The sequence below is a fragment of the Microterricola viridarii genome (genome assembly GCF_001542775.1).
In the GTDB taxonomy this organism is placed as follows: Bacteria; Actinomycetota; Actinomycetes; order Actinomycetales; family Microbacteriaceae; genus Microterricola; species Microterricola viridarii_A.
Genome location: NZ_CP014145.1, coordinates 1,310,353 through 1,331,967 on the forward strand (window position 1 = coordinate 1,310,353; position 21,615 = coordinate 1,331,967).

Consider the following 21,615-nt stretch of genomic DNA (forward strand, 5'->3'; position numbering starts at 1 on the left):
GAAGCTGTGAAAGCACCTCAAGAGCGTGAAGGATCCTGTGCAAAGCACTGCTATTCTTGAAAGGTTCTTCACGTAGAAAGCAGGAGTTGCCCGTGGATTCGAAGAAGGCTGATCTCGATCGGGTCGACCGTGCATTGCTGCGCGCGCTCTCGACCAACGCCAGGGCCTCCGGTGCCGCGCTGGCTGCCGAGGTCGGTGTCGCCGAGTCGACGGTGTCTTTGCGCCTGCGCCGGTTGCAGACTCTCGGTTACATCCGCGGCTTCCGGGTCGACATCGACCTGGCCGCCCTCGGCGCCTCGCTGCAGGCTCTCATCTCGGTGCGCCTGGTCAAGCACGCGCGCGGTGAGATCGACTCCTTCCGGGATGCCGCGCCGCACCTGCCCGGCGTGATCGGGCTGTTCCACATGGCCGGCGCCGACGACTACCTGCTGCATGTGGCCGCCCACGACGCCTCAGAGCTGCGCGACTTCGTGCTCACGCACCTGACCGCGCACCCGGCCGTCGCGCACACCGAGACGAACCTGATCTTCGAGCACGCCGACGGCGACGGCTGGCACGAGCTGGTCAAGGAGTAGCGGGAGGAGGGGCCGGCTCCAACAGCGCCGCCTGGGCCAGCACGAACGCCCGGTCGACGACCCGGCCGTGCCCCGGCACGACGAGTTCGTGCGGGCCGATCATGTCGGCCAGCACGCGCAGCGCGTGCGGCCAGCTCTGCGGGAACGCGTCCGGGCCGGCCTGGGGCGGGCCGGACTCCTCGACCACGTCCCCGACGATCCAGCAGCCGACATCCGGCACGTGCACGACCAGGTCGGTGTCGGTGTGCCCGGGCGGCAGGGCGAGCAGCCGCACCGAGCGCCCTCCGAGGTCGAGCTCGAGCACGGCCTCAACCGGGACGTGCGGCGGGGTGAGCACGACATCCGGCCTGCCCGCCAGCTCGGCCGCCTCGTAGTCGCGAAAGTGCGCGGCGATGCGGTGGTGCCCGTAGATCGTCGCCGTGGGGGCGAACAGCTGGTTGCCGAAGGTGTGGTCGTAGTGCGCGTGGGTGTTCACCACCCAGCGGATGTCGCCCTGCCGAAGTCGTGCGACATCCGCCACGATCTCGCCGGCCTCAGCCGGGCCGCAGCGGGTGTCGACCAGCAGCAGGCCATGCTCGCCCCGCACCAGGCCGATGGACACGTCAAGCGGCTGGTAGCGCGCCTGCCAGACGCCGTCGGCGATCTCTGCCCATTCGGCCATGCGGCGAGTCTATGCCCCGCGCCTATGCCTGCGCGGCAGGTCGCGCGTAGCATCGAGCCATGGTGGCCGAGTGGTCCGGGTTCTTCGTGGCAGCCGCCGGGGCGTGCGCCGCCCTCGGCGGCCTCATCATCGTCGCCGCCTCGGTGAGTGTGACCGAGATGATCGCCATCCCCGGCATGGCCTCGCGGGCCGGCGTCGCCATTGCGCTCCTCGTCGCCTCCACCATCATTGCGTTGGCCGCGCTGATGCCCGCACTGTCGCCGGCCGGTTTCGGCTGGGTCGTCCTCGCGGCGGGCGGCATCGCGCTGGCCCTCGCCGTCGAGTCGCTGCTGCGGTTGGTGCGCACCCGGCAGCCGGACGCCCGGGAGCACCGCGGGCTCGGGGAGTCGATCGTGAAGGGCAGCTTCGGGGTGCTGCCGAGCGCGGCGATCTGCGCCGGTGGCGTTCTCCTGCTGCTCGGCGACGCCGCCGGGACCTACTGGATCGCGTCCGGGATCCTGCTCTCGATCTTCTCCGCGGTGGTCTCAGCCTGGGTCGTGCTGGTCGAGATCCGGCGCTGAAACGGCGGCTCGTTCGGGGGCCCGAAATGCTGTCAATGCGGGCGAATCGGGGGTTCTGAAGCATCGCTGTCGGTAGCCTGTACAGCGGACGCTCAGGGTCGCGCGGCCACATTGTTCCCGCACCAGCGCCAGGCCATCCAGGAGTTCCACCCCCATGTCTCAGTTCGAAGAAGACACCCCGACTGCCCGCGCGAACGTCGGCGCGCCCCAGCCGAGCGGCGCCGAGTTGCGGCGATGGCGTCAGTACCTCGCGAATGAACGCGCCGAGGCGGCCGTCTATCGCGAGCTTGCCGCGCACCGCACCGGTGAGGAGCGCGCGATCCTGCTCGCACTGGCCGAGGCCGAGGGGCGCCACGAGGCGCATTGGCGTGAGCTGCTGGGGGAGCAGGCCGGGCGGCCGCTGCGCGCCGACATCCGCACCCGCACCTTGGCGGTGCTGGCCCGCCGTTTCGGCTCGATCTTCGTGCTGGCGCTCGCCCAGCGGGCGGAGAGCGCCTCGCCCTACGCCAGCGATCCGCACGCCTCTGCCGCCATGGCGGCCGACGAGCGCATTCACGAGGAGGTTGTGCGCGGCCTCGCTGCGCGCGGGCGGCTTCGCCTCTCCGGCACGTTCCGGGCCGCCGTGTTCGGCGCCAATGACGGCCTCGTCTCAAACCTCGCTCTCGTGCTCGGCATCGGTGCCACCGGTGTCGCAAACAGCTTCGTGCTGTTCAGCGGTCTGGCCGGTCTTCTCGCCGGCGCACTCTCGATGGGTGCGGGCGAGTATGTGTCGGTGCGCTCACAACGGGAGCTGCTCGACGCGTCAAACCCGGACCCCGAGGCCGACAAGGTGCTGCCGGATCTCGACGTCGATGCCAATGAGCTTGTCCTCGTCTACCGGGCCAGGGGCATGGAGGAGGAACAGGCCAAACTTCACGCCGCTCTGGTGTTCAGCCGCCTCCACGCCCAGGGTCCACCGCCCACCGCACCGATCAACGCGATCGACGAGCACGAGTCCGTCGGCAGCGGCTGGGGTGCTGCTCTGTCGAGCTTCTGCTTCTTCGCGTCGGGCGCCATCATCCCTGTGCTGCCCTACCTCTTCGGGCTGCAGGGTCTGGTCGCCGTCATCGTTGCCGTGGTCCTCGTCGGTATTGCCCTGCTCGGAACCGGCGCGGTCGTCGGACTGCTTTCCGGAGCACCGCCTCTGAAGCGCGCCCTCCGCCAGCTTGCCATCGGCCTCGGCGCTGCCGCCGTCACGTACGTGCTCGGCCTCGCGTTCGGCGTCTCGGTCGGCTAGCCCCCGTTGGTCTCCCGAAAGTTCAGGAGGAGAGCGGTGCGGCCCTCGCATAGAGGTGTCCCGCGCCTCTCCTCCTGTTTTTTCATCGGCCGGATGCCGGGCACCGGCGGATGTCAGTCCAGGCCGAGGGCGAACACTACGTCGGTGTACGTGCTTCCCACCTCGTCGAGGTCGGGCCGCCGCGTCAGGCCGCCGCTTGCCGCCGTCTTTTGCGAGGGCACGTTCTCAGCGGTCGTGTACGCGATGAGCGGCAGACGCTCGCCGAGCTCGTGCCACTGCGCGACGGCGGCCGCAACCAACTCACCCGCGAAGCCCTTGCCCCAGACCGTTGGCGACAGCCGGTAGTAGAGGTTGTAGACCTCCCGGCCACGCCACCGTGTTGCCCGGATGCCGCCGAAACCGATGACGGATCCCGGCGCCTGCAGTTCTTCAATGGCCCAGTACCCGTGGCCGCCGGCGGTCCAGTTCCCGGCCCATTCCCGCGCCAGCTCCGCGGCTTTCACGTGCTCAGTCATCGGACCGGCTGGGTTGTACTTGTTCGTCAGCGGATCCGAGTGGATGGCCCAGACCGACTCCGTGTCTTCGTCAGCGAGGGGTCGAAGAAGGAGACGTTCGGTTTTCACGGTTCCGTTGGCAGTCACACGTCAATCGTATGTGGGCAGCCCGTGCACTGCCCGCTACGGGCTGGTGACGAAGTCGATCAGCTCTTCGACCCGGCCGAGCAGTGCCGGCTCCAGGTCGGCGAACGTGCGCACCTGGCCGAGGATCCGCTGCCAGGCGCGAGCGATGTCGGCCTGCTCGGCGTGCGGCCAGCCGAAGCTGGCGCAGATGCCCTTCTTCCACTCGATGTTGCGCGGAATGGTCGGCCATTCCTTGATGCCGAGCCGTTCCGGCTTCACCGACTGCCACACGTCGACGTAGGGGTGGCCGACGACGAGCACGTGCTTGCCGTAGGGGCCGGCCGCGACGGCATCCGCGATTCGGCTCTCCTTGGAGCCCTTCACCAGGTGGTCGACAAGCACGCCGACCTTGCGGCCCGGCCCCGGCTTGAAGTCGCGGATGATGGCGTCGAGGTCGTCGACGCCCTCGAGGTACTCGACGACGACGCCCTCGATGCGGAGGTCGGCGCCCCACACCTTCTCGACCAGCTCGGCGTCATGCCGGCCCTCGACGAAGATGCGGCTGGGCAGGGCTACGCGGGCTTGAACGTTCTCGACGGCGAAGGATCCGGATGCCGTGCGCCCGCGCCCGGCCGGTGCGGCCTTCTTCGGCGCGACCAGCACGACCGGCTTGCCATCGAGCAGGAAGCCGGGTCCGAGCGGGAACAGGCGGAGCTTGCCGAAGTAGTCCTCGAGCGTGACGATGTTCTTCTCGATGCGCACAACCGCTCCGCAGAAGCCGGTCGCGACCTCCTCGATCACGAGGTCTTTCACGGCCTCGCACTCGGGAATCACTGGGCGGCCAGCCTTGCGCCAGTCGCCGGCGAGCACATCAGATCCGTAGCGGTCGTTCATCACCTCTCGAGGGTATCCGACGAGCTGTGCGTGAAATCGCGGCTAGCGGAAGGCGCGGGAGCGCTGCGCCGGCAACGACGCGCGCTCGGCCGGTGATTGAGTCTAAAGTGCGGTGCAAGCAGCTGCGTCCCTCGGGCGGGGGTTTGACGTCGGTGGCAGTGAAACCCAGGCTCGAGGCATGCCCTTGAACTTTGTTGGCATTGACTTTGAGACAGCGAACTTCGATCGCGCGTCTGTGTGTGCGGTAGTTCTGACCAAGGTGGTCGATGGTCGGGTTGAGTCGACCGAATCATGGTTTGTCAGTCAGCCGACAGGACTGGACTTCACGAACACGTACCTGCATGGAATCGGCCCAGAGGATGTAGCAGGTGCGCCATCGTGGCGGGATACTCTGCTGCGCATTGAACTCCTTGCGGGCGGGGCGCCGCTGGTTGCGTACAGCCCCTTCGACAAGGGTGTTTACAACGCGGCCAACAACCTCACTGAGACTCGAACGTCGGACTTCGTGTTTCTCGATGCATTGGCCGTTGTGCGCCATCACTGCCAGCTGGCCAGCCACAAGCTTCCTCTCGTCACTGAACACTTCGGTCTGCCGGAACTCGACCACCACGAAGCCGGTGCGGATTCGCTCGCGTGTGCCCTGATCACGATGAGGGTGGCTGAGGAGCGCGGCGCCGATACTGTGGAAGAGTTGTGGGCTTCGATCCCGCTCAGGGACAAAGGTCGAGTCAACCGGACTCGCGCCTCTACGAAGCGGGCTGACCTCCCGCAGCCGAGTGCTGAGGCTGATCCCGGCCACCCGCTCTGTGGCGAGGTTGTGTGTTTCTCCGGCGATCTGGACAGCTACACCCGTGCCGAAGCACAGCAACTCGTTGCTTCGTTCGCTGCCACGGTGTCCGGCAACGTCACGAAGAAGACGACTCTCGTCGTCATGGGAGGGTTCGATCCAGCCACGCTCAGACCTGGCGCAACGTTGAGTTCAAAGATTCAACGCGCCAAGGAGCTTGCGGCTGGTGTTCAAGCCGTCGAGATTGTCACCGAGCCAACGTTTCTCGAGATCTTTTCGTTCTGAGGTTAACCCGGCTACCGGAAGTCGCGGGTACATGGCCGGAAAGGGCATTCGCTCCCGTGTCTCCGGCAAATGGCGCCTTCAGGGAGGGCGTTTGTCCTTCACCACTACAGATCAAGGCGGCGTTGTCGGCTGGTCGAAGAAGGCGAGGAGCTCGGCAAGTACGAGATCAGGTGCAGTGTCGATTCCCTCGTGACCGTGGCCGGAAAGCTCGACGACCGTGGCGTGCGGTATCAGCGACTCAAGCTGTCGGGTGATCGATCCGGCCCAGGGCAGGCTGGTGCTTCCCAGAAGCAGAAGTGTGGGTGCCCAGATCGTGCGAGCGCCGGCGAAGTCAATCGTCTCGAGAGCGCGTGCCTCCCGCGGAAGCGTTGCGGCCGCGATCTCCAGAACGTCCGATCCTCCACTTTGCTCGCGCAGCCGGTCGATGTCCCCGGGCGAAAGGCCGACGACGTCGCGCAGGAAGCTCGCTGCAGCTCGGCCGACCTCCCCGCGGGCGACGAGTGCGGTGATGTGGTTCGCCCAGCCGCCGGCCACTGTCTCAGGCCCCGGCGGCTCATAGAACACGAGGCGTCGCACGTCGGGGTTGTCGGCCGCCGCGTCGACCAAGAACGTCGCCCCGATGCTGTGGGCCACGACATCGACGCCACGGTCCGACCGCTCGGCCAGATGATGTATCACTGAGATGATGTCGGCGCTCTCAGCCGCCGCAGAATAGTTCGGCCCGTCCGTGCTGGTTCCGCGACCGCGACGGTCCATTGCGGTCACCCGAAATCGCGAACTCAGCGCGGTCCACAGTGGATCCCAATGCTCCGCGCGCCCCATGCCTCCATGGATCAAGAGCAACGGGTCACCCGAACCTGCGCTGATCAGCCCGATCGATGTGCCATCCTCGCCGACAACAACCGTCCGCTTGCCATCCATATGTTGAGAGTAGTCACCGGACGCGAATCACGTGGGGCTCTGCACCCGGACGCCGAACGCGTTCCGGTAAGGAACCCTCAACGGAGCGTTCGGGGGTCTGCGCTCGTGTTCCGCCAGTGTGCCTTCCAGGCCCACAGCCTCAAATCGGCATCGCTCCACAATTTCCCCGCAACCGCGGGAGTGTGGAGCTCGAGGCCTTTCGTCAGTTCTCGGCCGATCCGAGACCTCGTCACCATGCGCCAGGCGAGTATCGTGACAGGATGACTGCGCTGCGGCTCGAACGGAACGAGGCCCGCCGGATTGCCATCCGCGCCCAGCGACTCGATGCCGACCGACCGACAGACCTACTCGACCTCGTGAGACAGCTGACCTTCCTGCAGCTAGATCCGACCGCGGCCGTCGCGCCGAGTGCCGACCTGATTGCCTGGTCCCGGCTCGGGTCGTCGTACCAGCCGGCACACCTGCAGCAGGCAATTGAGCGCGACCGGACGATGTTCGAGCATAAGGCGCAGGATGATCCGATCAACCCCCGATCGCCATGGTCCGTTCGACCTCCGACCTCGGACTGCATCTCGCCGCGATGTCGGCCTGGCCGCCCGAAGGCGCAACGGTCGACTGGCTGCAGGCGAACAGGTCGTTCCGCCACGACGTGCTCGATCGGTTGCGGGATGCCGGCCCGTTGCTTTCTCGTGAGGTGCCCGACACGAGCGTCGTTCCATGGCCGTCGTCGGGCTGGACCAACAACCGGAATGTCACCAAAATGCTGGAGGTGCTGACAGCAAGAGGCGAAGTCGCGACCAGCGGGCGAATCGGCCGACAGCGCACCTGGGACCTGGCCGAACGGGTCTACCCGGCGGGCGTCGACATCATTCCCGAGCCCGAGGCAAAGCGTATTCGCGACGAACGTCGGCTGCGAGCGCTCGGCATCGCCCGAGCTGCGCTGGTCGGTGACGCCGGAGAGCCCGCTCGTGTCGCGGGGAGCAAGCTTGCGTGGCGGGTAGATCCGGATGCCGTGGGCAAACCCTTCGTCGGCCGTACGGCACTGTTGTCGCCGTTCGACCGCCTCATCCATGACCGGATCCGGTCGGAGGACCTATTCGATTTCCAGTACATTCTGGAAATGTACAAGCCGACGCAAGCGCGGCGCTGGGGCTACTTCGCGCTACCGATCCTGCATGAGGATCGCCTGATCGGAAAGCTCGATGCCGTCGCGAACCGCAAGAGCGGCGTACTGGCCGTCAACGCAATCCACGAGGACGTGCCGTTCACGAGCGAAGCCACGGCGGCCGTGCGCGCCCAGATCGACGACCTGGCGGGCTGGATGGGACTCGAGGTGTCGGAACCTCGGACCGCAAGCCGGACGGTCCGCCGGCACAAAATGGCGTGACCCCTATCGCATTGATGTCTAGCTGAGATTCTCGCCAGGGGAACGCGGTGCGGGCACATATCAGGAATCACGGGGGCCCTGGGGGTCGCCGCTCGACGCGGAAGCGCGTACGCGCCTTCTTGTAGCCTCAACGCATGAAGCCTCTTCGCGCCCTCGCGCTTGCCGGATTCGCAACCGTGTGCGCAGTGGCCGTGAGCGGGTGCTCCGTCGACGCGCTCATTTGGGGGAACGACGGCGCTCAGGTAATCCAAACTACCGAGAACCTCATCAAAGACCTCGCTTCTGGCGGAACATCCGATCTCGTGTGCGAAGACGCCGAAGCCGACCTCGGCACGGCAAAAGATTGGGAAGGCCGCTCCGCAGGCGAGCCGGAACGGTTCGTTGCCGGCTACTGGGATGAACAAGTTCCACTCGATCCGCAGTGGAGCATCAACGTGGAGGGCCTTCCGGAGGGGGCGACTCCCGGCGACAGGCATCCCGGCGACGTCTTCTACCGCGAAACCGACGATGGTCTCTGCGTGATCGATGTCGCCTGGTCGACACTCCTCGGCTGACGCAGCCGAATTTTCCCGCCCGACATCAAGCCGGATGAGCGGGCGTCATCCGCTCGAGGTGGGCATGAGGGGCGTCAGCGGAAGTCGCGGGAACGCTGCGCCGCATTCACCGTGAGCGCCTCGAAGCGGTCGGCGAGCAGGTTCACCACGCCCTCCTCTGTGCGCTCCAGCATGCCGCGCACGATGAGCGCGGGGGACTCCCGGGCGATCCGCCGATAGCGGTCCCACACGCCGACGCTGGCGATCACGTTGAGGGTGCCCGTCTCGTCCTCGATGTTGAGGAAGGTGATGCCGCCGGCAGTGCCCGGCCGCTGCCGGTGCGTGACGACGCCGCCAACCTCGATCCTGCGGCCGGACTCCCACGTCTCCAAGCTGGCGACGGGGAGGGCGCCGCGCCGGTCCAGTGACGCGCGCACATGCCGCACCGGGTGGTCGTCCGGCGAGATGCCGGTGGCCCAGAGGTCGTAGACCACCTGCTCCGAGGCGCTCAGGATCGGCAGCAGCGGCGGCTGCAACACCACCACGGAGCCCTCCAGATACTGCGCCTTGTCCTGGGCGGCGTCGCCGGCGCTCCACAGCGCCTCCCGCCGCTCCATGCCGAGCGCCGAGAATGCGCCGGCCGCGGCCAGCGCCTCCAGCTGGGCGGTGTCCAGGCCCACCCGGCGCGAGACGTCGGCCATGCTGCGGTACGAGCCGCGCTCCTGCCGCTCGGTGATGATGCGCTCGGCCAGCCCCTCGCCGATACCGGAGACGTCGGCCAGGCCGAGCCGCACCGCGTAGGCGCCGTCGCGGCGGTGCTCTGCCGTCTCGTTCGGCTGCGAGCGCTCGAAGCCCTCCGGCACGGGTGGCTGCAGCTTGTCGAGGCAGCTGTCGCGCCCGGTAGCGTGCGCCCCGTCCAGCTCCTCCAACACGGCGTGCACCCCGGAGCGCAGGATGTCGGGGCGCAGCACCTCGACACCGTGGCGCCGGGCATCCGCCGTCAACGACTGCGGCGAGTAGAAGCCCATCGGCTGGGCGCGCAGCAGCGCGGCGAGGAAGACGCCGGGGTAGTGCAGCTTGATCCACGAGCTGGCGTAGACCAGCAGAGCGAAGCTCAGCGAGTGGCTCTCGGCGAAGCCGAAGTTCGCGAAGGCCTCGATCTTGGCGTAGATGAGGTCGGATGTCGCCAGGTCGATGCCGTTCTCGGCCATGCCGGCGTACAGCTTGGCCTTCAGCTTGCCGATCTTCTCAACGCCGCGCTTGGAACCCATTGCCCGGCGCAGCAGGTCGGCGTCCTCCGCCGTGCAGTTGCCGACCGCGACGGCCATCTGCATCAGCTGCTCCTGGAAGATCGGGATGCCGCAGGTGCGCTCCAGCACCGGCTCCAGCTTCGGGTGCAGGTAGGTGATCGGCTCCTTGCCGGTCTTCCGCCGTATGTACGGGTGCACGGCGCCGCCCTGCACGGGCCCGGGCCGGATCAGGGCGATCTCGACGACGAGGTCGTAGAAGCGGCGGGGCTTCAGCCGGGGGAGTGTGCCCATCTGCGCCCGGCTCTCCACCTGGAACACACCGATCGAGTCGGCCCGGCAGAGCATGTCGTAGACGCCGGCCTCCTCCTTCGGCATCGTGTCCAGGCTCCACTCCTCGCCGAGGGTGTCACGGGCCATGTCGAAGGCGTACTGCAGGGCGGCGAGCATGCCGAGGCCGAGCAGGTCGAACTTGACCAGACCCATCCAGGCGCAGTCGTCCTTGTCCCACTGCAGTACGGTCCGGTTCTCCTTGCGGGCGTGCTCGATCGGGCACACCTCGCCGACGGGCCGGTCGGTGAGCACCATGCCACCGGAGTGGATGCCGAGGTGGCGCGGGAAGGTCAGCAGCTGCGTGGCCAGCTCGGCGACGGCGGGCGGGATCTCGGCCTCGGGGTCTGCGGCCTTCACCTGATTGCCCCAGCGCTCCATCTGCCGCGACCAAGCGTCTTGCTGGCCGGGGCTGTAACCGAGCGCCTTGGCCATGTCGCGCACCGCCACCTTGGGCCGGTAGCTGATCACGTTCGCGACCTGCGCCGCGTTGTGCCTGCCGTACTTGGCGTAGACGTACTGGATGATCTCCTCGCGCCGGTCGGAGTCGAAGTCGACGTCGATGTCCGGCTCCTCGTCGCGGATGCTGGAGAGGAAGCGCTCGAACGGCAGGTCGTAAAAGATCGAGTCGACCGCGGTGATGTCGAGCAGGTAGCAGACGGCCGAGTTCGCCGCCGAGCCGCGGCCCTGGCAGAGGATGCCGCGGCTGCGCGCCTCCCGCACGATGTCGTAGACGATGAGGAAGTAACCGGGGAAGTCCTTCAGCTCGATCACATCCAGCTCGCGCTCGATCCGGGTGCGCATCGCCGGCGTCATGCCCGGGTATTTGCGGGCGGCGCCCTGCCAGACCAGCTCGCGCAGCCAGCTCATCGGGGTGTGGCCGTCGGGCACGTCCTGCTTCGGCAGCCCGGGGCGGGCGCTGCGCAGCGTGAAGGCCAGCTCCTCCGCATAGACCACCGTCTGCTCGACCGCCCCCGGGAAGCGGGCGAACCGGGCCGCCATCTCGGCGCCGGAGCGCAGGTGCGCGCCGTCGGATGCCGGCAGCCAGCCGTCCATCTCGTCCAGGCTCCGCCGGGCCCGCACGGCGGAGACGGCCGAGGCCAACCGGTGCTCCGACGGCGTCGCGTAGTGCACCACGTTCGTCGCCACGACGGGCAGGCCGGCGTCTCTCGCAAGGGCGGCGAGTACGTCGTTCACGGTGCTGTCCAGCGGGTGCCCGTGGTCGAACAGCTCGACGGCGACGTTGCCGTGGCCGAACAGGCGCACGAGCTCGGCGAGAGCGGCGGCCGCGGCCGGCGCCCCCTCCGCCGGTGTCGGTGCGGCGGCCAGCGCCTGCCGCACGGCGCCCTTCCGGCATCCGGTCAGGATCAGCCACTGCCCGCCGCTCTGCGCGCCCAACTGCTCGAGGTCGTAGAGCGGCCGGCCCTTCTCGGCCCCGGCCAGCTGCGCGTCGGTGATGGCCGCGGCCAGCCGGTGGTAGCCGGCCTCGCCGCGGGCCAGCACCAGCAGGTGGCTGCCCTCCGGGTCGGCGATGCCGTTCTGCGGGCTGCCGAGGCCGAGCGAGAGCTCGGCGCCGAAGATCGTCTTAACCTCCGGATAGCTCTCGGCCGTCTCGGCCAGCCGCACCACGCCGTAGAAGCCGTCGTGGTCGGTGAGCGCGATGCCGGACAGGCCCAACCTCTTGGCCTCCTCGAGAAGCTGCTCTGGCGAGCTGGCGCCATCGAGGAAGCTGTAGTGGGAGTGCACGTGCAGCTCGGCGTAGGGCACGACGGTTCCGGCATGCTCGGTCTCGATGGTCTTCGGCCGGTAGGGCTCGCGCTTGCGGGAGAGCGGGCTCTCCGGACGGCTGTTCGGGCGCTGCGGCTTGTCCGAGAGGGTGCGTTCCATCTCGGCCCACGACCGTGGCGGGTTACTCCAGCCCATCAGGTGCTCCCGACATCAGTCGTACTTCGCTTCCGCCCACCACAGGGCGTCGGTGCCGCTGTCGATGGCGGCGTCGTTGATCTCGTAGGCCAGCAGCCAGGCCATGCCGGCGGCATCCACCATCTGAAAGCGGTAGAGCCGGCGGGCGGATGCCGCATCCCACCAGCGTTCGACGACCGGCCACGGCCCCGCCCAGGCGCGCAGCCCCCGCGGGGCGGCGCCGCCGATGCCGAGGCTCGCCGGGGTGCCGCTCAGCATGCCGCGGGCGTCGACGTCGACGCCGTCCCCGTGCTCGTCCAGCACCGTGACGGGCTGCCTGTCGGCGACGGTTGTGCTGAAGACCGTGGCAGGGGCCATGCCGCTCAGGCTGCCCGGCCAGGGTGCCCCGGTCGAGCCGGGGGCGGCGGGCGGTGGGGCGTCGCCCCACGGCACGAAGACCGCGCGCTCGGCGAGCATCCGCCCGCCCGCGATGACGGCCGTGCCGACTCCCTCGTGGCCGAGCATGCTCTGCACGCGGGTGAGCCCGTGGTGGATGCGCTCATCTGGCCCGGTTCCCCACAGGCCCTGCTCGTGGTTACCGGTGGAGTCCACTCGCTCGGGGCTCACCCGTACCCGCGCGATGCCGGAGCGCAGGCCGCTGCCAATGGATGCTCCGCCCTGCAGCTGCCAGCGCACCCGGTCCACGACATCCGCCGCCGTGAACCAGCGCGGGTGTAGCCAACTGCGCTCAGAGACGGTGCCGCGCTCGGTGACGAGTTGCACCTGGATGGCCGTGCAGACCAGGCGGGAGCGGGTCAGTGCCTCGACGAACTCGTCGGCGGCGGCGCGGATGCCGAAGGCAACCTGCTCCACGATGTCCAGCGGCGGTTCGAACTCGATCACCGCGTCGAAGTCCTTCGGCACCGTCCTGGCCACCACGACGCGGCCGTCGGCGGCCCCCGCCAGAGCATGCGCCTCGGCCCCGATGGCGCCGAAACGGCGGTGCACATCGACGGCGGGCAGCGCGGCGAACTCGCCGAGGGTGGTGACGCCGAGCCGGCGCAGCAGCGTGCCCATCCGGGTGTCGACGAGGATGCCGATGGGAAACGGGGCGAGGAAGGCGGCGGAGGCCCCCTCCGGGATCAGCAGCACGGGGCGCTCTGCGGTGGTGGCGCGTGCGGCCTGGCCTGCGGCGAAGGGGCCGTCGGCGATGCCGACGCGCACCCCAGGCTCGCCGGCATCGCCGAGTGATCCGTGCGCGTTCAACCCGTCGAGCAGTGCGGCGGCCGCCTGCTCCTCGCCGCCGTAGAAACGCACCGGCCCGCGGGCACGGATCGCGACCGTTCCTGGCCGGATCAGCTGTACACCGGGCACGAGCTGTTCCAGCTGGGCCAGGATCGGCTCGAAGGCGCGCGCGTCGTGGGCGGGGTCGTAGGGCACGGTGAGCAGATCGGGGCAGCGCGACTGCGCCTCGCGGAGCTTCAGGCCCCGCTGCACGCCGGCGGCCCGTGCCGCGGCGGAGCAGGCGAAGACCAGGCCGTGCTCGATCAACGCCAGCGGCGCGGCGGGATCACCGGCCTCATCGGGCTCGCTGAGCTGGCGGGCCGCCGTGACCGGCCAGTCGGGGAGCCAGAGCACGATGGTGCGCCCGAGTTTCTCCGATCCCTGCATGATTCAAGTCTCGAATCTTTGTTCGATTAAGTCAATCCGTCGAAACCGGCGGCGCGTCGCATTCACACGGCTTCCGGCAGCACGTGGGGAGTCAACGGAACCACGCTCGCCCCGTCCGGCGGCACCGCGCCGGCGGCGGCTTCTCTAGCCAGAAAGCCCCCCAACTCGGCGATGGTGCTCATGAGCGGAGCGGGGAAGACCACGACGGTGTTCTTGTCGACGCCGATCTCGACGAGGCTCTGCAGATTGCGGAGCTGGAGCGCAACGGGGTGCGCCATCATCACATCAGAGGCATCCCCGAGTGCGGCTGCGGCGAGTGCCTCACCCTCCGCATTGATGATCTTGGCCCGCTTCTCCCGCTCGGCTTCCGCCTGCCTGGCCATCGCCCGTTTCATCGAGTCCGGCAGCAGGATGTCCTTCAACTCGACGAGAGTGACCTCGACGCCCCAATCAAGCGTGTTGTGATCGAGGATCTCGCGAATGTTGAGGTTCAGGGTCTCCGTCTCGGCGAGGGTCTCATCCAGGGTGTGCTGGCCGATGACCTTGCGCAGGGTGGTCTGGGCGATCTGGTCGATGGCCGCACCGACATCCTCGATCGCAAGCACCGACTTCACCGGATCGACGATGCGGTAGTAGGCGACCGCGGAGACCCCAACGCTGACATTGTCGCGTGTGATGATGCCCTGGGACTGAATGGGCATGGTGACGATGCGGTACGAGACCCTGTGCATCATGTCGACGAGTGGAATGATGAAGCGCAGCCCGGGCTCCTTCGTCACGTGCAGGCGCCCGAATCGGAGCACGACTCCACGTTCATACTGCTTGACCACCTTCACTGAGGCGACGAGGAGTGCCAGCACGAGAACGACGACGATGATGAGAATGATGATCTGAGCGACCATGAGCGGTTCATCTCCATGGGCGCGATACGCGCCCTCTGCATCAATTCTCCTCCTCCATCGACCGCTTCGCCGGCGTTCACGGCGCCCATTCAGCCTGCGGTGCCCTGGTGGCGCAGAGCGACGACATTGGGGATTCCACCTGCGCGGGCCCCACCTGTTTGAGTCGCGCTTGCGTGAACCGTGGAGTGCGCATCGGGCAGCCAGAGCTTGGCGCTCCGCGGGCGGTCGAAGCCGAGCCTGCCCGTCGCCGTCACCGTCGCCTCGCGGCCGGAGAGGTGGCCGTGCCCATCACCGAGGCCCTGCCACTCACTGCCCTCGAGGCGCAGTGTCGCGTCGCTGCCCGGCCAGTCGCCGAGCACGAGGAGGGTGGCGCCGCGCTGTCTCAGCCGGGCACTGAGGCGTGCGGCATCCGCATCGCCGACTCGGCGCGGCGGGCGCGTGACGACGATGGTGAGCACGTCGGCCAGGGCAGCCGTGACGGTGAGCCACTGGTCGCCGGGGGAGGGCGCCAGCACGAGCCGCTCCAGTTCGATGCCGAAGCGGGCGGCGGCCTCGACGCCGAAGTCGGGTGCCCCCACCACGCCGCACCAGGAGCCGGCGGCAGAGGGCGCGGCCAGCAGCGCCATGGCCAGAGTGGTCGACCCGGCCAGCGAGTACACGGAGCCCTGGCGCAGTGCACCGCCGGGCAGAACGGATGCCAGCGCCGGCAGTGTCGGCAGGACCTTGCTGTCGAGCGTCGTCGCCTGCATGCCGCGGATGCGCGCCTGCAGCTCGAGCACGCGGGCGTTCGCTCCGGTGGTCTCGATCGACTGGAGATTCTCGGCGAGCATGGACACACTTAAGTGTCGAACTTATGTTCGATAAAGTCAATCGGTGTTCAACGCACGAAGCCGGCCTGCACCCGCCCGCCGGCGCGGATCAACTCGTGGTCGACCCGGTCGGCGAACGCCACGAGGTCGCCGCGCAGAAGCGGCTCGGTCAGGGCCTCGGCGCGCTCGGGGTTCCACTCGCGCAAGCGCCGCGGCAGGTACTTGCCCGTTCCGAGCCAGCGGCGGTCGTGCAGCAACAGCAGCTCGGCGGTCTTCTCGAACAGGGCGAAGGCGACGGCGTGCCGCTCCATCGGGTCGACTGCGTCGCGCAGGTCGTCGAGTAGGTCGGTGATCACGTAGCGCCGCGCGGCCAACTCGTGCGCGGACGCCTCAGGCCCGCCCGCGAGAACATCACGCCAGCCCTCGCGGAGCTCGGTCAGGGCGCGCCCGCCCCGGAGCTCGATGCCCTCGAGCAGCATGTGCAGCAGCACCGGACGGTGCTGCCGCCGAGCACAGCGATCTCCGCCTCCGGAAAGTGCGCGGAGACGAATCGATTGCTCAGCTCGAGGTAGCTCTTGCGGTGGCTCACACAGCGATCGTAGGGGATGAGCCAAAATGGGGCGGCATATGCTCACTGGAATGACCAGCTACCGAGATGTGATCCTGGTTCACGGGATGTGGCACCAACCTGCCCACTGGAGTCTGGTCCAGCAGCTGTTGGCCGCACGAGGGGTCACCGTCATCACGCCGACACTCCACCGAGGGTCGCTTGATGCGGACATTCACGTCGTCCAACAGCGCATTGACGCATGCGCGCGTCCGCCCGTCATCCTGGGCCATTCCTACGGCGGATCAGTGATCAGCGGAGTGGAGTCGGCTCACCATCTGGTCTACGTGGCCGCGTTTGTCCCCGATGTCGGTGAGAGCAGCGCCGCACTCGGCGGCTCCGAGCCGCTGGTCAACGCGGCGCTTGTGAGAAATGCGGATGGGTCTACCTTCGTGAACCCGGTGAAGGCCCGCTCGCTCCTTTTCGCTGATTGCGATGATGCCGGGGCAGATTGGGCAATCGTACTGCTCCGGAACCAGGCGCCTGGTCACGGGCGCGGGGTGGCTCGCCTGGCGGCGTGGCGCTCGGTTGAATCCACGTACGTCTTGTGCGCCCAAGATCGCGCGCTCGACCCCCGAGTCCAGGCCTCCATGTCTCTTCGATGCACGGATGTCGTTCGCCTCGATTCAAGCCACTCACCGTTTGTGAGCAGGCCAGAGGTGCTTGCCGACCTCCTCGCCGCGATGGCGGGGGAGCGTGCGACCGCAACCCCGAGCTACTAGCGGGTACGGCGGGCACGGCGGGTTTAGAACGGCGGGATGTCGGGGAAGAGCCGCGCGGAATCCGGAGGTGCCGTCCCGCTGGTTGAGGCTGTCGCCACCGGCTCCTCGTTGGTTGAGCTTGTCGAAACCGGCTCCCCGTTGGTTGAGCCTGTCGAGCCCGGCGGCCCGGTCGGTGGGGCGTGCTCGATCCGGGACGGCCTCGTCACATACGCGCGGCCGCTGGGCGAGGTCCATCGCAGCACGCCGTGGCCGAGTTGCTCGACCCGCCAGCGGGAGTTGTGCTTGAGCCGGTGGTGTTTTTTGCAGAGGCAGGCGAGGTTGTCTTCGGCGGTCCATCCTCCGTTCTCCCAGGCCCGGGTGTGGTCGGTCTCCGCGAACTGCGCCTTGCGGGTGCAGCCGGGGAAGCGGCAGGTCTGGTCACGGTAGAGGATCCACCGGCGCAGCGAGGCGGATAGCCGGTACTGGGTCGGGTCCAGCTGCAAGGGGGTGCCATCGACGGGGTCGGTCAGGATCCGGTGCAGGGTCGGTGCTTGTGCGACCAGCCTGCGGGCGGTGTCGGCGTCGATCGGACCGTAGCCATGCAGCTCGGCGGGCTCGTCGGACGTGCCGATCAGGGTGTCGATGCTGATCGTCAGTTGCGGGACGGCGACGAACACCTCCGGACGGCTGAACGCGATGCCGGGCAGGTTGCTTCGACCGGCAGCGGTTTCTTGCGTTGGCAGCCCGAGCAGGAGTTCGGCGGCGATGTCGACCTCGAGTTGGGCGTGCGTGCCGGAACCCAGCACCCCGGCCGCACGAGGCGCGTCGAGGGCAGCAACATCCAGGCCACCAAGCTCGGCGGCTTCGGCGGCCTCCTTCTGCGCCGCCGTGGCCAGGTCGCCGACCCGGGTCGCTATCGCGAGGGCTTTCTCGCCCTCCAAGTACAGGTGCAGCCAGGCCATCCCGTCCGCGTCCGGTTCGAACACCAGCCTTCGGTCGGCCCGGGAGCGTTCCGCCCGCACGGCGAGGGAATCCGGATGCATCCGGTCCCGGAGCCGGGCCACGGCCCGCCGGAACGCCGACGCATCCATCGTGCGCGCCTTGGCCAGAGCCTGTTCTTCGAAGCGGGAGTGCAGGACGGGCGGAAGCAAGACGGCGGCGGCGAGAATGTCGCGGGCATGCCGGAGGGTGATGGCGCCCGACGCCAGGTCGTCGAGGGTGTTCTGGAACGGCCCGCAGAGCTGCGTGGCCTCGTAGATGAGGGCGACCATGGTGCGCTCGTGCACGCGCAGGATGAGGGCCAGCTCGGCGGTGATGCTGCGCCTCGCGAACTCCTCGTCCAACTCCGGCCGGCCACCGAGCGGGTCGGCGATCGCCACGGCCCGGCGCACCGCGGAATCAATTCGGCGATACCGGTCCGCCTGCACGAAACACTCCAACGAGGCGCCGCTCGACAGCTCGGCCAGATCAACGTCCAGCACCGGGTCGAACCCGGTTCCTGGAGCCTGCGACGTCGCTGGTTTCATGACTTCAGCGTGCCACCACCCTCTGACACTGGACGCCGTAAAACGGGCCAAAACAGGCTCGTTTCGAGCATTCCTCGGTTTCCGTTACCTGATCGTGACCTTCGCGAACGCCACCGGGGCCGCAGTGTCGGGTCGGCTCCGGGGCTTCGCTCGTTCCTCGCTCAGCCGACGTGGAAAGAGGAGATCGAACCGGCCCTCCCCACGTCGGCTGAAGGGGCTGCGCCGCGAGGAACGAGCAGCGCAGCCCCCGAAGCCCTGAGCGACTCCGCGAACACCGCAGCCTGCGGCATCCGCCGCACGTGGCGAGACGGGCGGGACGTGTCGGGTCGACTCCGGGGCTTCGCTCGTTCCTCGCTCAGCCGACGTGGGGAGAGGCGCTCAGCCGACGGGAAAGGGGAGATCGAACCGACACTCCCCACGTCGGCTGGAGGGGGCCGCGCCGCGAGGAACGAGCAGCGCAGCCTCCGAAGCCCCGAGCGACTCCGCGAACACCGCAGCCTGCGGCATCCGCCGCGCGTGGCGATACGGGCGGGACGTGTCTGGTCGGCCCCGGGGCTTCGCTCGTTCCTCGCTCAGCCGACGTGAAACGAGGCGCTCAGCCGACGGGGAAAGGGGAGATCGAACCGACCTCCCCACGTCGGCTGGAGGGGGCCGCGCCGCGAGGAACGAGCAGCGCAGCCCCCGAAGCCCTGAGCGGCGCCGTGAATACCGCAGCCTGCGGCATCCGTTTGGGAGGCAAAGGAAAGATGGGGAGGCCGGAACCGACGAGAAGCCGCCTCCCGAACTCACGGCGGCCTCCACATCGCACGCGCGACCGACTTCAGTTCTAGGGTACGAGCATGACCGCAGAGAAGAGACTCACCCCTGCCGTGCGCCAGCTGCGCCTCGTCGTCGAGGCCGAGGACTACGAGACTGCCGTCGCCTTCTACCGCGACGTGCTCGGGCTCACCGAGGAGGACGCGTTCGAGGGCGATGGCGGCGCCCATGTCACCATCTTCGACGTCGGCCGCGCCACGCTTGAGATCGCCAACCCGGCACAGGTGCGCATGATCGATGCCGTCGAGGCCGATGGCCAGCCGAGCGCACGGATGCGGGTCGCCTTCGAGGTCGACGACTCCGTCGCCGCGACCGAGAATCTGGTGAGTGGTGGCGCCACGCTCATCGCGGCGCCGCGGGAAACCCCATGGAGGTCGTTGAACTCCAGGCTGTCCGCGCCCGCAGGGTTGCAGATCACGCTCTTCCAGGAGTTGGGAGAGAAATAGCCAATTGGGATGCCGCACACTGGGGGAGTGAGCAACTACGACGACGACCTGGGTGGCCCGCCCTGCCCGGCCTGCGGCACCGAAATGCGTCCGGACGGCGTGGACACCGCGGAGGGGCTTGAGTCCTGCCATCGCTGCCCGCGCTGCAAGCTGGTGCTCGTCATCCCTGGCTACTAGGTTTCGACAAGCTCAACCAGCGGGAGACAAGCTCAACCAGCGGGCAAAGCGCAACCAGCGGGCAAAAGAAAAGGGCCGGATCTTTCGATCCGGCCCTTATCTGTTCTGCTTCCTACGAAACAGACTGTCTCAACACAGTGTGCGCGAAGGGGGACTTGAACCCCCACGCCCGTTAGGGCACTAGCACCTCAAGCTAGCGCGTCTGCCAATTCCGCCACCCGCGCATGTGTTTCTTGCTACTGATTGCTCAGCGGCACGTAGGAGAGATTAGCACGTATCTCTGGCAGGAGCCGCACCGTGCGCCCATGCCGGGCGTGTCTCGCCGGGCGCGACCCGGGCTGGCGCAATTGGGCAAAAGAAAAGGGCCGGATCTCTCGATCCGGCCCTTATCTGTTCTGCTTCCTACGAAACAGACTGTCTCAACACAGTGTGCGCGAAGGGGGACTTGAACCCCCACGCCCGTTAGGGCACTAGCACCTCAAGCTAGCGCGTCTGCCAATTCCGCCACCCGCGCATGTGTTTCCGGCAGCTGATCTCTCAGCGGCCGAAGACGAGATTAGCACGGATCCAGAGAGTGTTTTGAGCGTTCGTGACGCGCGGCGTGCGACACGCCGTGTGTACGAGCCGTCCGGTAGCGTGAATCCATGGCCCAACCCGGTGATTCTTCTGCAGACAACATTTCTGAACTCGACGCGACGGCCGTCATTGCGCGTGATCTCATCCGTTTCGACACGTCGAACTACGGCGAGGGCAAGGCCAACTCCGAGACGGAAGCCGCCGAGTACGTTGCGGAGCACCTGCGCGCGCTCGGCCTGAAGCCCGAACTCTTCGACGCCGACCCCGGCCGCACCAGCGTTGTCGCCCGGGTCAAGGGACGCAATGCCGACAAGCCGGCCCTCGTCGTGCATGGCCACCTCGACGTCGTGCCGGCCGATCCGGCCAACTGGTCGGTCGACCCGTTCGGCGGCGTGATCAAGGACGGCATGCTCTGGGGTCGTGGGGCCGTCGACATGAAGAACATGGATGCCATGATCATCACCGCCCTGCAAGACATCCTGGGCGAGGGTCAGCAGCCGGAGCGCGACCTCGTCGTCGCGTTCTTCGCCGACGAGGAGGCCGGGGGAGTCCAGGGCTCCCACCACTTGGTCAAGAACCACCCCGAGCTCTTCGCCGGCGCGACCGAGGCGATCAGCGAGGTGGGCGGCTACTCCGTCATGATCGGCGGCAAGCGCTCCTACTTGCTGCAGACAGGCGAGAAGGCGCTGCTCTGGGTCAAGCTGGTCGCCCGCGGCCAGGCGGCGCACGGTTCCCGGTTGATTCACAACAACGCCATCACCAAGTTGGCGGAGGCCGTGGCCACGCTCGGCAGGCGCGACTGGCCGATCAAGCTCACCGGCACCACCACCCACATGCTCGCCGAGATCGCCAGAATCCTGGATGCCGACCCGCAGCGGGTCGGGCCGGACGAGCTCGCGCTGGCCACCGGCTCCGCCTCCGGCTTCCTGCTGGCCTCGCTGCGCACGACGACGAACCCCACGCTGCTGCAGGCCGGCTACAAGCACAACGTCATCCCGGACACGGCCGAGGCGCTCATCGACATCCGCACGCTGCCCGGCGAGGAGGAGGCTGTTCTGGCCGAGGTCCGCGAGCTCGTCGGCCCCGACATCGAGGTCGTCGTCATGCACCGCGACATCGGGCTCGAGACGCCGTTCGGCGGGTCGCTCGTCGACGCGGTCACCTCGACGCTGCAGCTGCACGACCCTGGCGCCCCCGTTTTGCCATACCTGCTCTCCGGCGGCACCGACAACAAGGCGCTCAGCCTGCTCGGCATCACCGGCTACGGTTTCGCCCCGCTGCGCCTGCCGGAAGACATGGATTTCCCCGCGATGTTCCACGGGGTCGACGAGCGTGTTCCGCTTGACGCATTAGTCTTTGGCAGGCAGGTTCTCCGAGATCTGCTCACCAATTACTAACGCGGAGAC

20 protein-coding genes and 2 tRNA genes are annotated in these 21,615 nt (G+C 68.0%); 10 read left to right on the forward strand and 12 right to left on the reverse strand.

What is annotated here, in order from left to right; all coding sequences use genetic code 11:
* Positions 1–92: 92 nt before the first annotated feature.
* Positions 93–575 carry an Lrp/AsnC family transcriptional regulator gene (locus AWU67_RS05995; RefSeq protein WP_067227172.1) on the forward strand — a complete coding sequence of 161 codons (483 nt, stop codon included), beginning with the start codon at positions 93–95 and terminating at the stop codon, positions 573–575.
* Here the strand turns inward: AWU67_RS05995 and AWU67_RS06000 are convergent.
* Positions 565–1,236, reverse strand: coding sequence for an MBL fold metallo-hydrolase (locus tag AWU67_RS06000; RefSeq protein WP_067227173.1), 672 nt, complete (start codon positions 1,234–1,236; stop codon positions 565–567). The two genes, AWU67_RS05995 and AWU67_RS06000, sit on opposite strands and share 11 nt — an antisense overlap.
* A gap of 59 nt (positions 1,237–1,295) precedes the next feature.
* On the opposite strand from AWU67_RS06000, the gene AWU67_RS06005 reads away from it, so the two are divergent.
* Both AWU67_RS06005 and AWU67_RS06010 read left to right on the forward strand, forming a co-directional pair.
* Positions 1,296–1,796 carry a hypothetical protein gene (locus tag AWU67_RS06005; protein ID WP_067227174.1) on the forward strand — a complete coding sequence of 167 codons (501 nt, stop codon included), beginning with the start codon at positions 1,296–1,298 and terminating at the stop codon, positions 1,794–1,796.
* A gap of 154 nt (positions 1,797–1,950) precedes the next feature.
* The gene (locus AWU67_RS06010) at positions 1,951–3,072 is read left to right on the forward strand and encodes a VIT1/CCC1 transporter family protein (protein WP_067227175.1); all 1,122 of its coding nucleotides are present in this window, start codon (positions 1,951–1,953) and stop codon (positions 3,070–3,072) included.
* A gap of 113 nt (positions 3,073–3,185) precedes the next feature.
* On the opposite strand, the gene AWU67_RS06015 is transcribed toward AWU67_RS06010, so the two are convergent.
* Positions 3,186–3,713 carry a GNAT family N-acetyltransferase gene (locus AWU67_RS06015; RefSeq protein ID WP_067227176.1) on the reverse strand — a complete coding sequence of 176 codons (528 nt, stop codon included), beginning with the start codon at positions 3,711–3,713 and terminating at the stop codon, positions 3,186–3,188.
* 36 nt (positions 3,714–3,749) lie between these two features.
* Entirely contained in the window at positions 3,750–4,586 is an 837-nt protein-coding gene (locus AWU67_RS06020) for a DUF3097 domain-containing protein (RefSeq protein ID WP_067227177.1), read from the reverse strand.
* Between the two features lie 178 nt (positions 4,587–4,764).
* Between AWU67_RS06020 and AWU67_RS06025 the strand changes: the two genes are divergently transcribed.
* Positions 4,765–5,658 carry an exonuclease domain-containing protein gene (locus tag AWU67_RS06025; protein WP_067227178.1) on the forward strand — a complete coding sequence of 298 codons (894 nt, stop codon included), beginning with the start codon at positions 4,765–4,767 and terminating at the stop codon, positions 5,656–5,658.
* Positions 5,659–5,769: 111 nt separating this feature from the next.
* On the opposite strand, the gene AWU67_RS06030 is transcribed toward AWU67_RS06025, so the two are convergent.
* Entirely contained in the window at positions 5,770–6,579 is an 810-nt protein-coding gene (locus tag AWU67_RS06030) for an alpha/beta fold hydrolase (protein WP_082716806.1), read from the reverse strand.
* Between the two features lie 538 nt (positions 6,580–7,117).
* On the opposite strand from AWU67_RS06030, the gene AWU67_RS06035 reads away from it, so the two are divergent.
* Both AWU67_RS06035 and AWU67_RS06040 read left to right on the forward strand, forming a co-directional pair.
* On the forward strand, positions 7,118–7,966 hold the full coding sequence (locus AWU67_RS06035; RefSeq protein ID WP_234407372.1) for a DNA glycosylase AlkZ-like family protein: 849 nt from the start codon (positions 7,118–7,120) through the stop codon (positions 7,964–7,966).
* Positions 7,967–8,100: 134 nt separating this feature from the next.
* Complete coding sequence (locus AWU67_RS06040; RefSeq protein ID WP_067227180.1) at positions 8,101–8,520, forward strand: hypothetical protein; 420 nt, start codon at positions 8,101–8,103, stop codon at positions 8,518–8,520.
* Positions 8,521–8,594: 74 nt separating this feature from the next.
* Here the strand turns inward: AWU67_RS06040 and AWU67_RS06045 are convergent, their stop codons facing one another.
* The 5 genes from AWU67_RS06045 to AWU67_RS06065 form a co-directional block, all read right to left on the reverse strand.
* On the reverse strand, positions 8,595–11,999 hold the full coding sequence (locus AWU67_RS06045; protein ID WP_067227181.1) for an error-prone DNA polymerase: 3,405 nt from the start codon (positions 11,997–11,999) through the stop codon (positions 8,595–8,597).
* 15 nt (positions 12,000–12,014) lie between these two features.
* Entirely contained in the window at positions 12,015–13,649 is a 1,635-nt protein-coding gene (locus AWU67_RS06050) for a DNA polymerase Y family protein (RefSeq protein WP_067227182.1), read from the reverse strand.
* A 62-nt stretch (positions 13,650–13,711) separates the two neighbouring features.
* Positions 13,712–14,551: a slipin family protein gene (locus AWU67_RS06055; protein ID WP_067227183.1), complete on the reverse strand. Its 840-nt coding sequence runs from the start codon at positions 14,549–14,551 to the stop codon at positions 13,712–13,714.
* 89 nt (positions 14,552–14,640) lie between these two features.
* Positions 14,641–15,381: a hypothetical protein gene (locus AWU67_RS06060; protein WP_199922352.1), complete on the reverse strand. Its 741-nt coding sequence runs from the start codon at positions 15,379–15,381 to the stop codon at positions 14,641–14,643.
* Positions 15,382–15,428: 47 nt separating this feature from the next.
* Entirely contained in the window at positions 15,429–15,851 is a 423-nt protein-coding gene (locus AWU67_RS06065; RefSeq protein ID WP_067227184.1) for a hypothetical protein, read from the reverse strand.
* A 148-nt stretch (positions 15,852–15,999) separates the two neighbouring features.
* Here AWU67_RS06065 and AWU67_RS06070 point away from each other — a divergent pair, with 148 nt between their 5' ends.
* Complete coding sequence (locus tag AWU67_RS06070; protein ID WP_082717147.1) at positions 16,000–16,689, forward strand: alpha/beta hydrolase; 690 nt, start codon at positions 16,000–16,002, stop codon at positions 16,687–16,689.
* 23 nt (positions 16,690–16,712) lie between these two features.
* Here the strand turns inward: AWU67_RS06070 and AWU67_RS06075 are convergent, their stop codons facing one another.
* A complete protein-coding gene (locus tag AWU67_RS06075; protein WP_067227185.1) occupies positions 16,713–18,194 on the reverse strand; it encodes an HNH endonuclease signature motif containing protein in 1,482 nt (493 codons plus the stop codon).
* Between the two features lie 839 nt (positions 18,195–19,033).
* Between AWU67_RS06075 and AWU67_RS06080 the strand changes: the two genes are divergently transcribed.
* On the forward strand, positions 19,034–19,456 hold the full coding sequence (locus AWU67_RS06080) for a VOC family protein (protein WP_067227186.1): 423 nt from the start codon (positions 19,034–19,036) through the stop codon (positions 19,454–19,456).
* 27 nt (positions 19,457–19,483) lie between these two features.
* Positions 19,484–19,633, forward strand: a complete 150-nt coding sequence (locus AWU67_RS17315; protein WP_160329725.1) for a hypothetical protein — start codon at positions 19,484–19,486, stop codon at positions 19,631–19,633.
* A gap of 140 nt (positions 19,634–19,773) precedes the next feature.
* Here AWU67_RS17315 and AWU67_RS06085 read toward each other — a convergent pair.
* Both AWU67_RS06085 and AWU67_RS06090 read right to left on the reverse strand, forming a co-directional pair.
* Positions 19,774–19,857 (reverse strand) — tRNA-Leu (locus AWU67_RS06085).
* Between the two features lie 206 nt (positions 19,858–20,063).
* A tRNA-Leu gene (locus AWU67_RS06090) sits at positions 20,064–20,147 on the reverse strand.
* Between the two features lie 130 nt (positions 20,148–20,277).
* Here AWU67_RS06090 and AWU67_RS06095 point away from each other — a divergent pair.
* Positions 20,278–21,606, forward strand: a complete 1,329-nt coding sequence (locus tag AWU67_RS06095; protein ID WP_067227187.1) for a M20/M25/M40 family metallo-hydrolase — start codon at positions 20,278–20,280, stop codon at positions 21,604–21,606.
* Positions 21,607–21,615 lie beyond the last annotated feature (9 nt).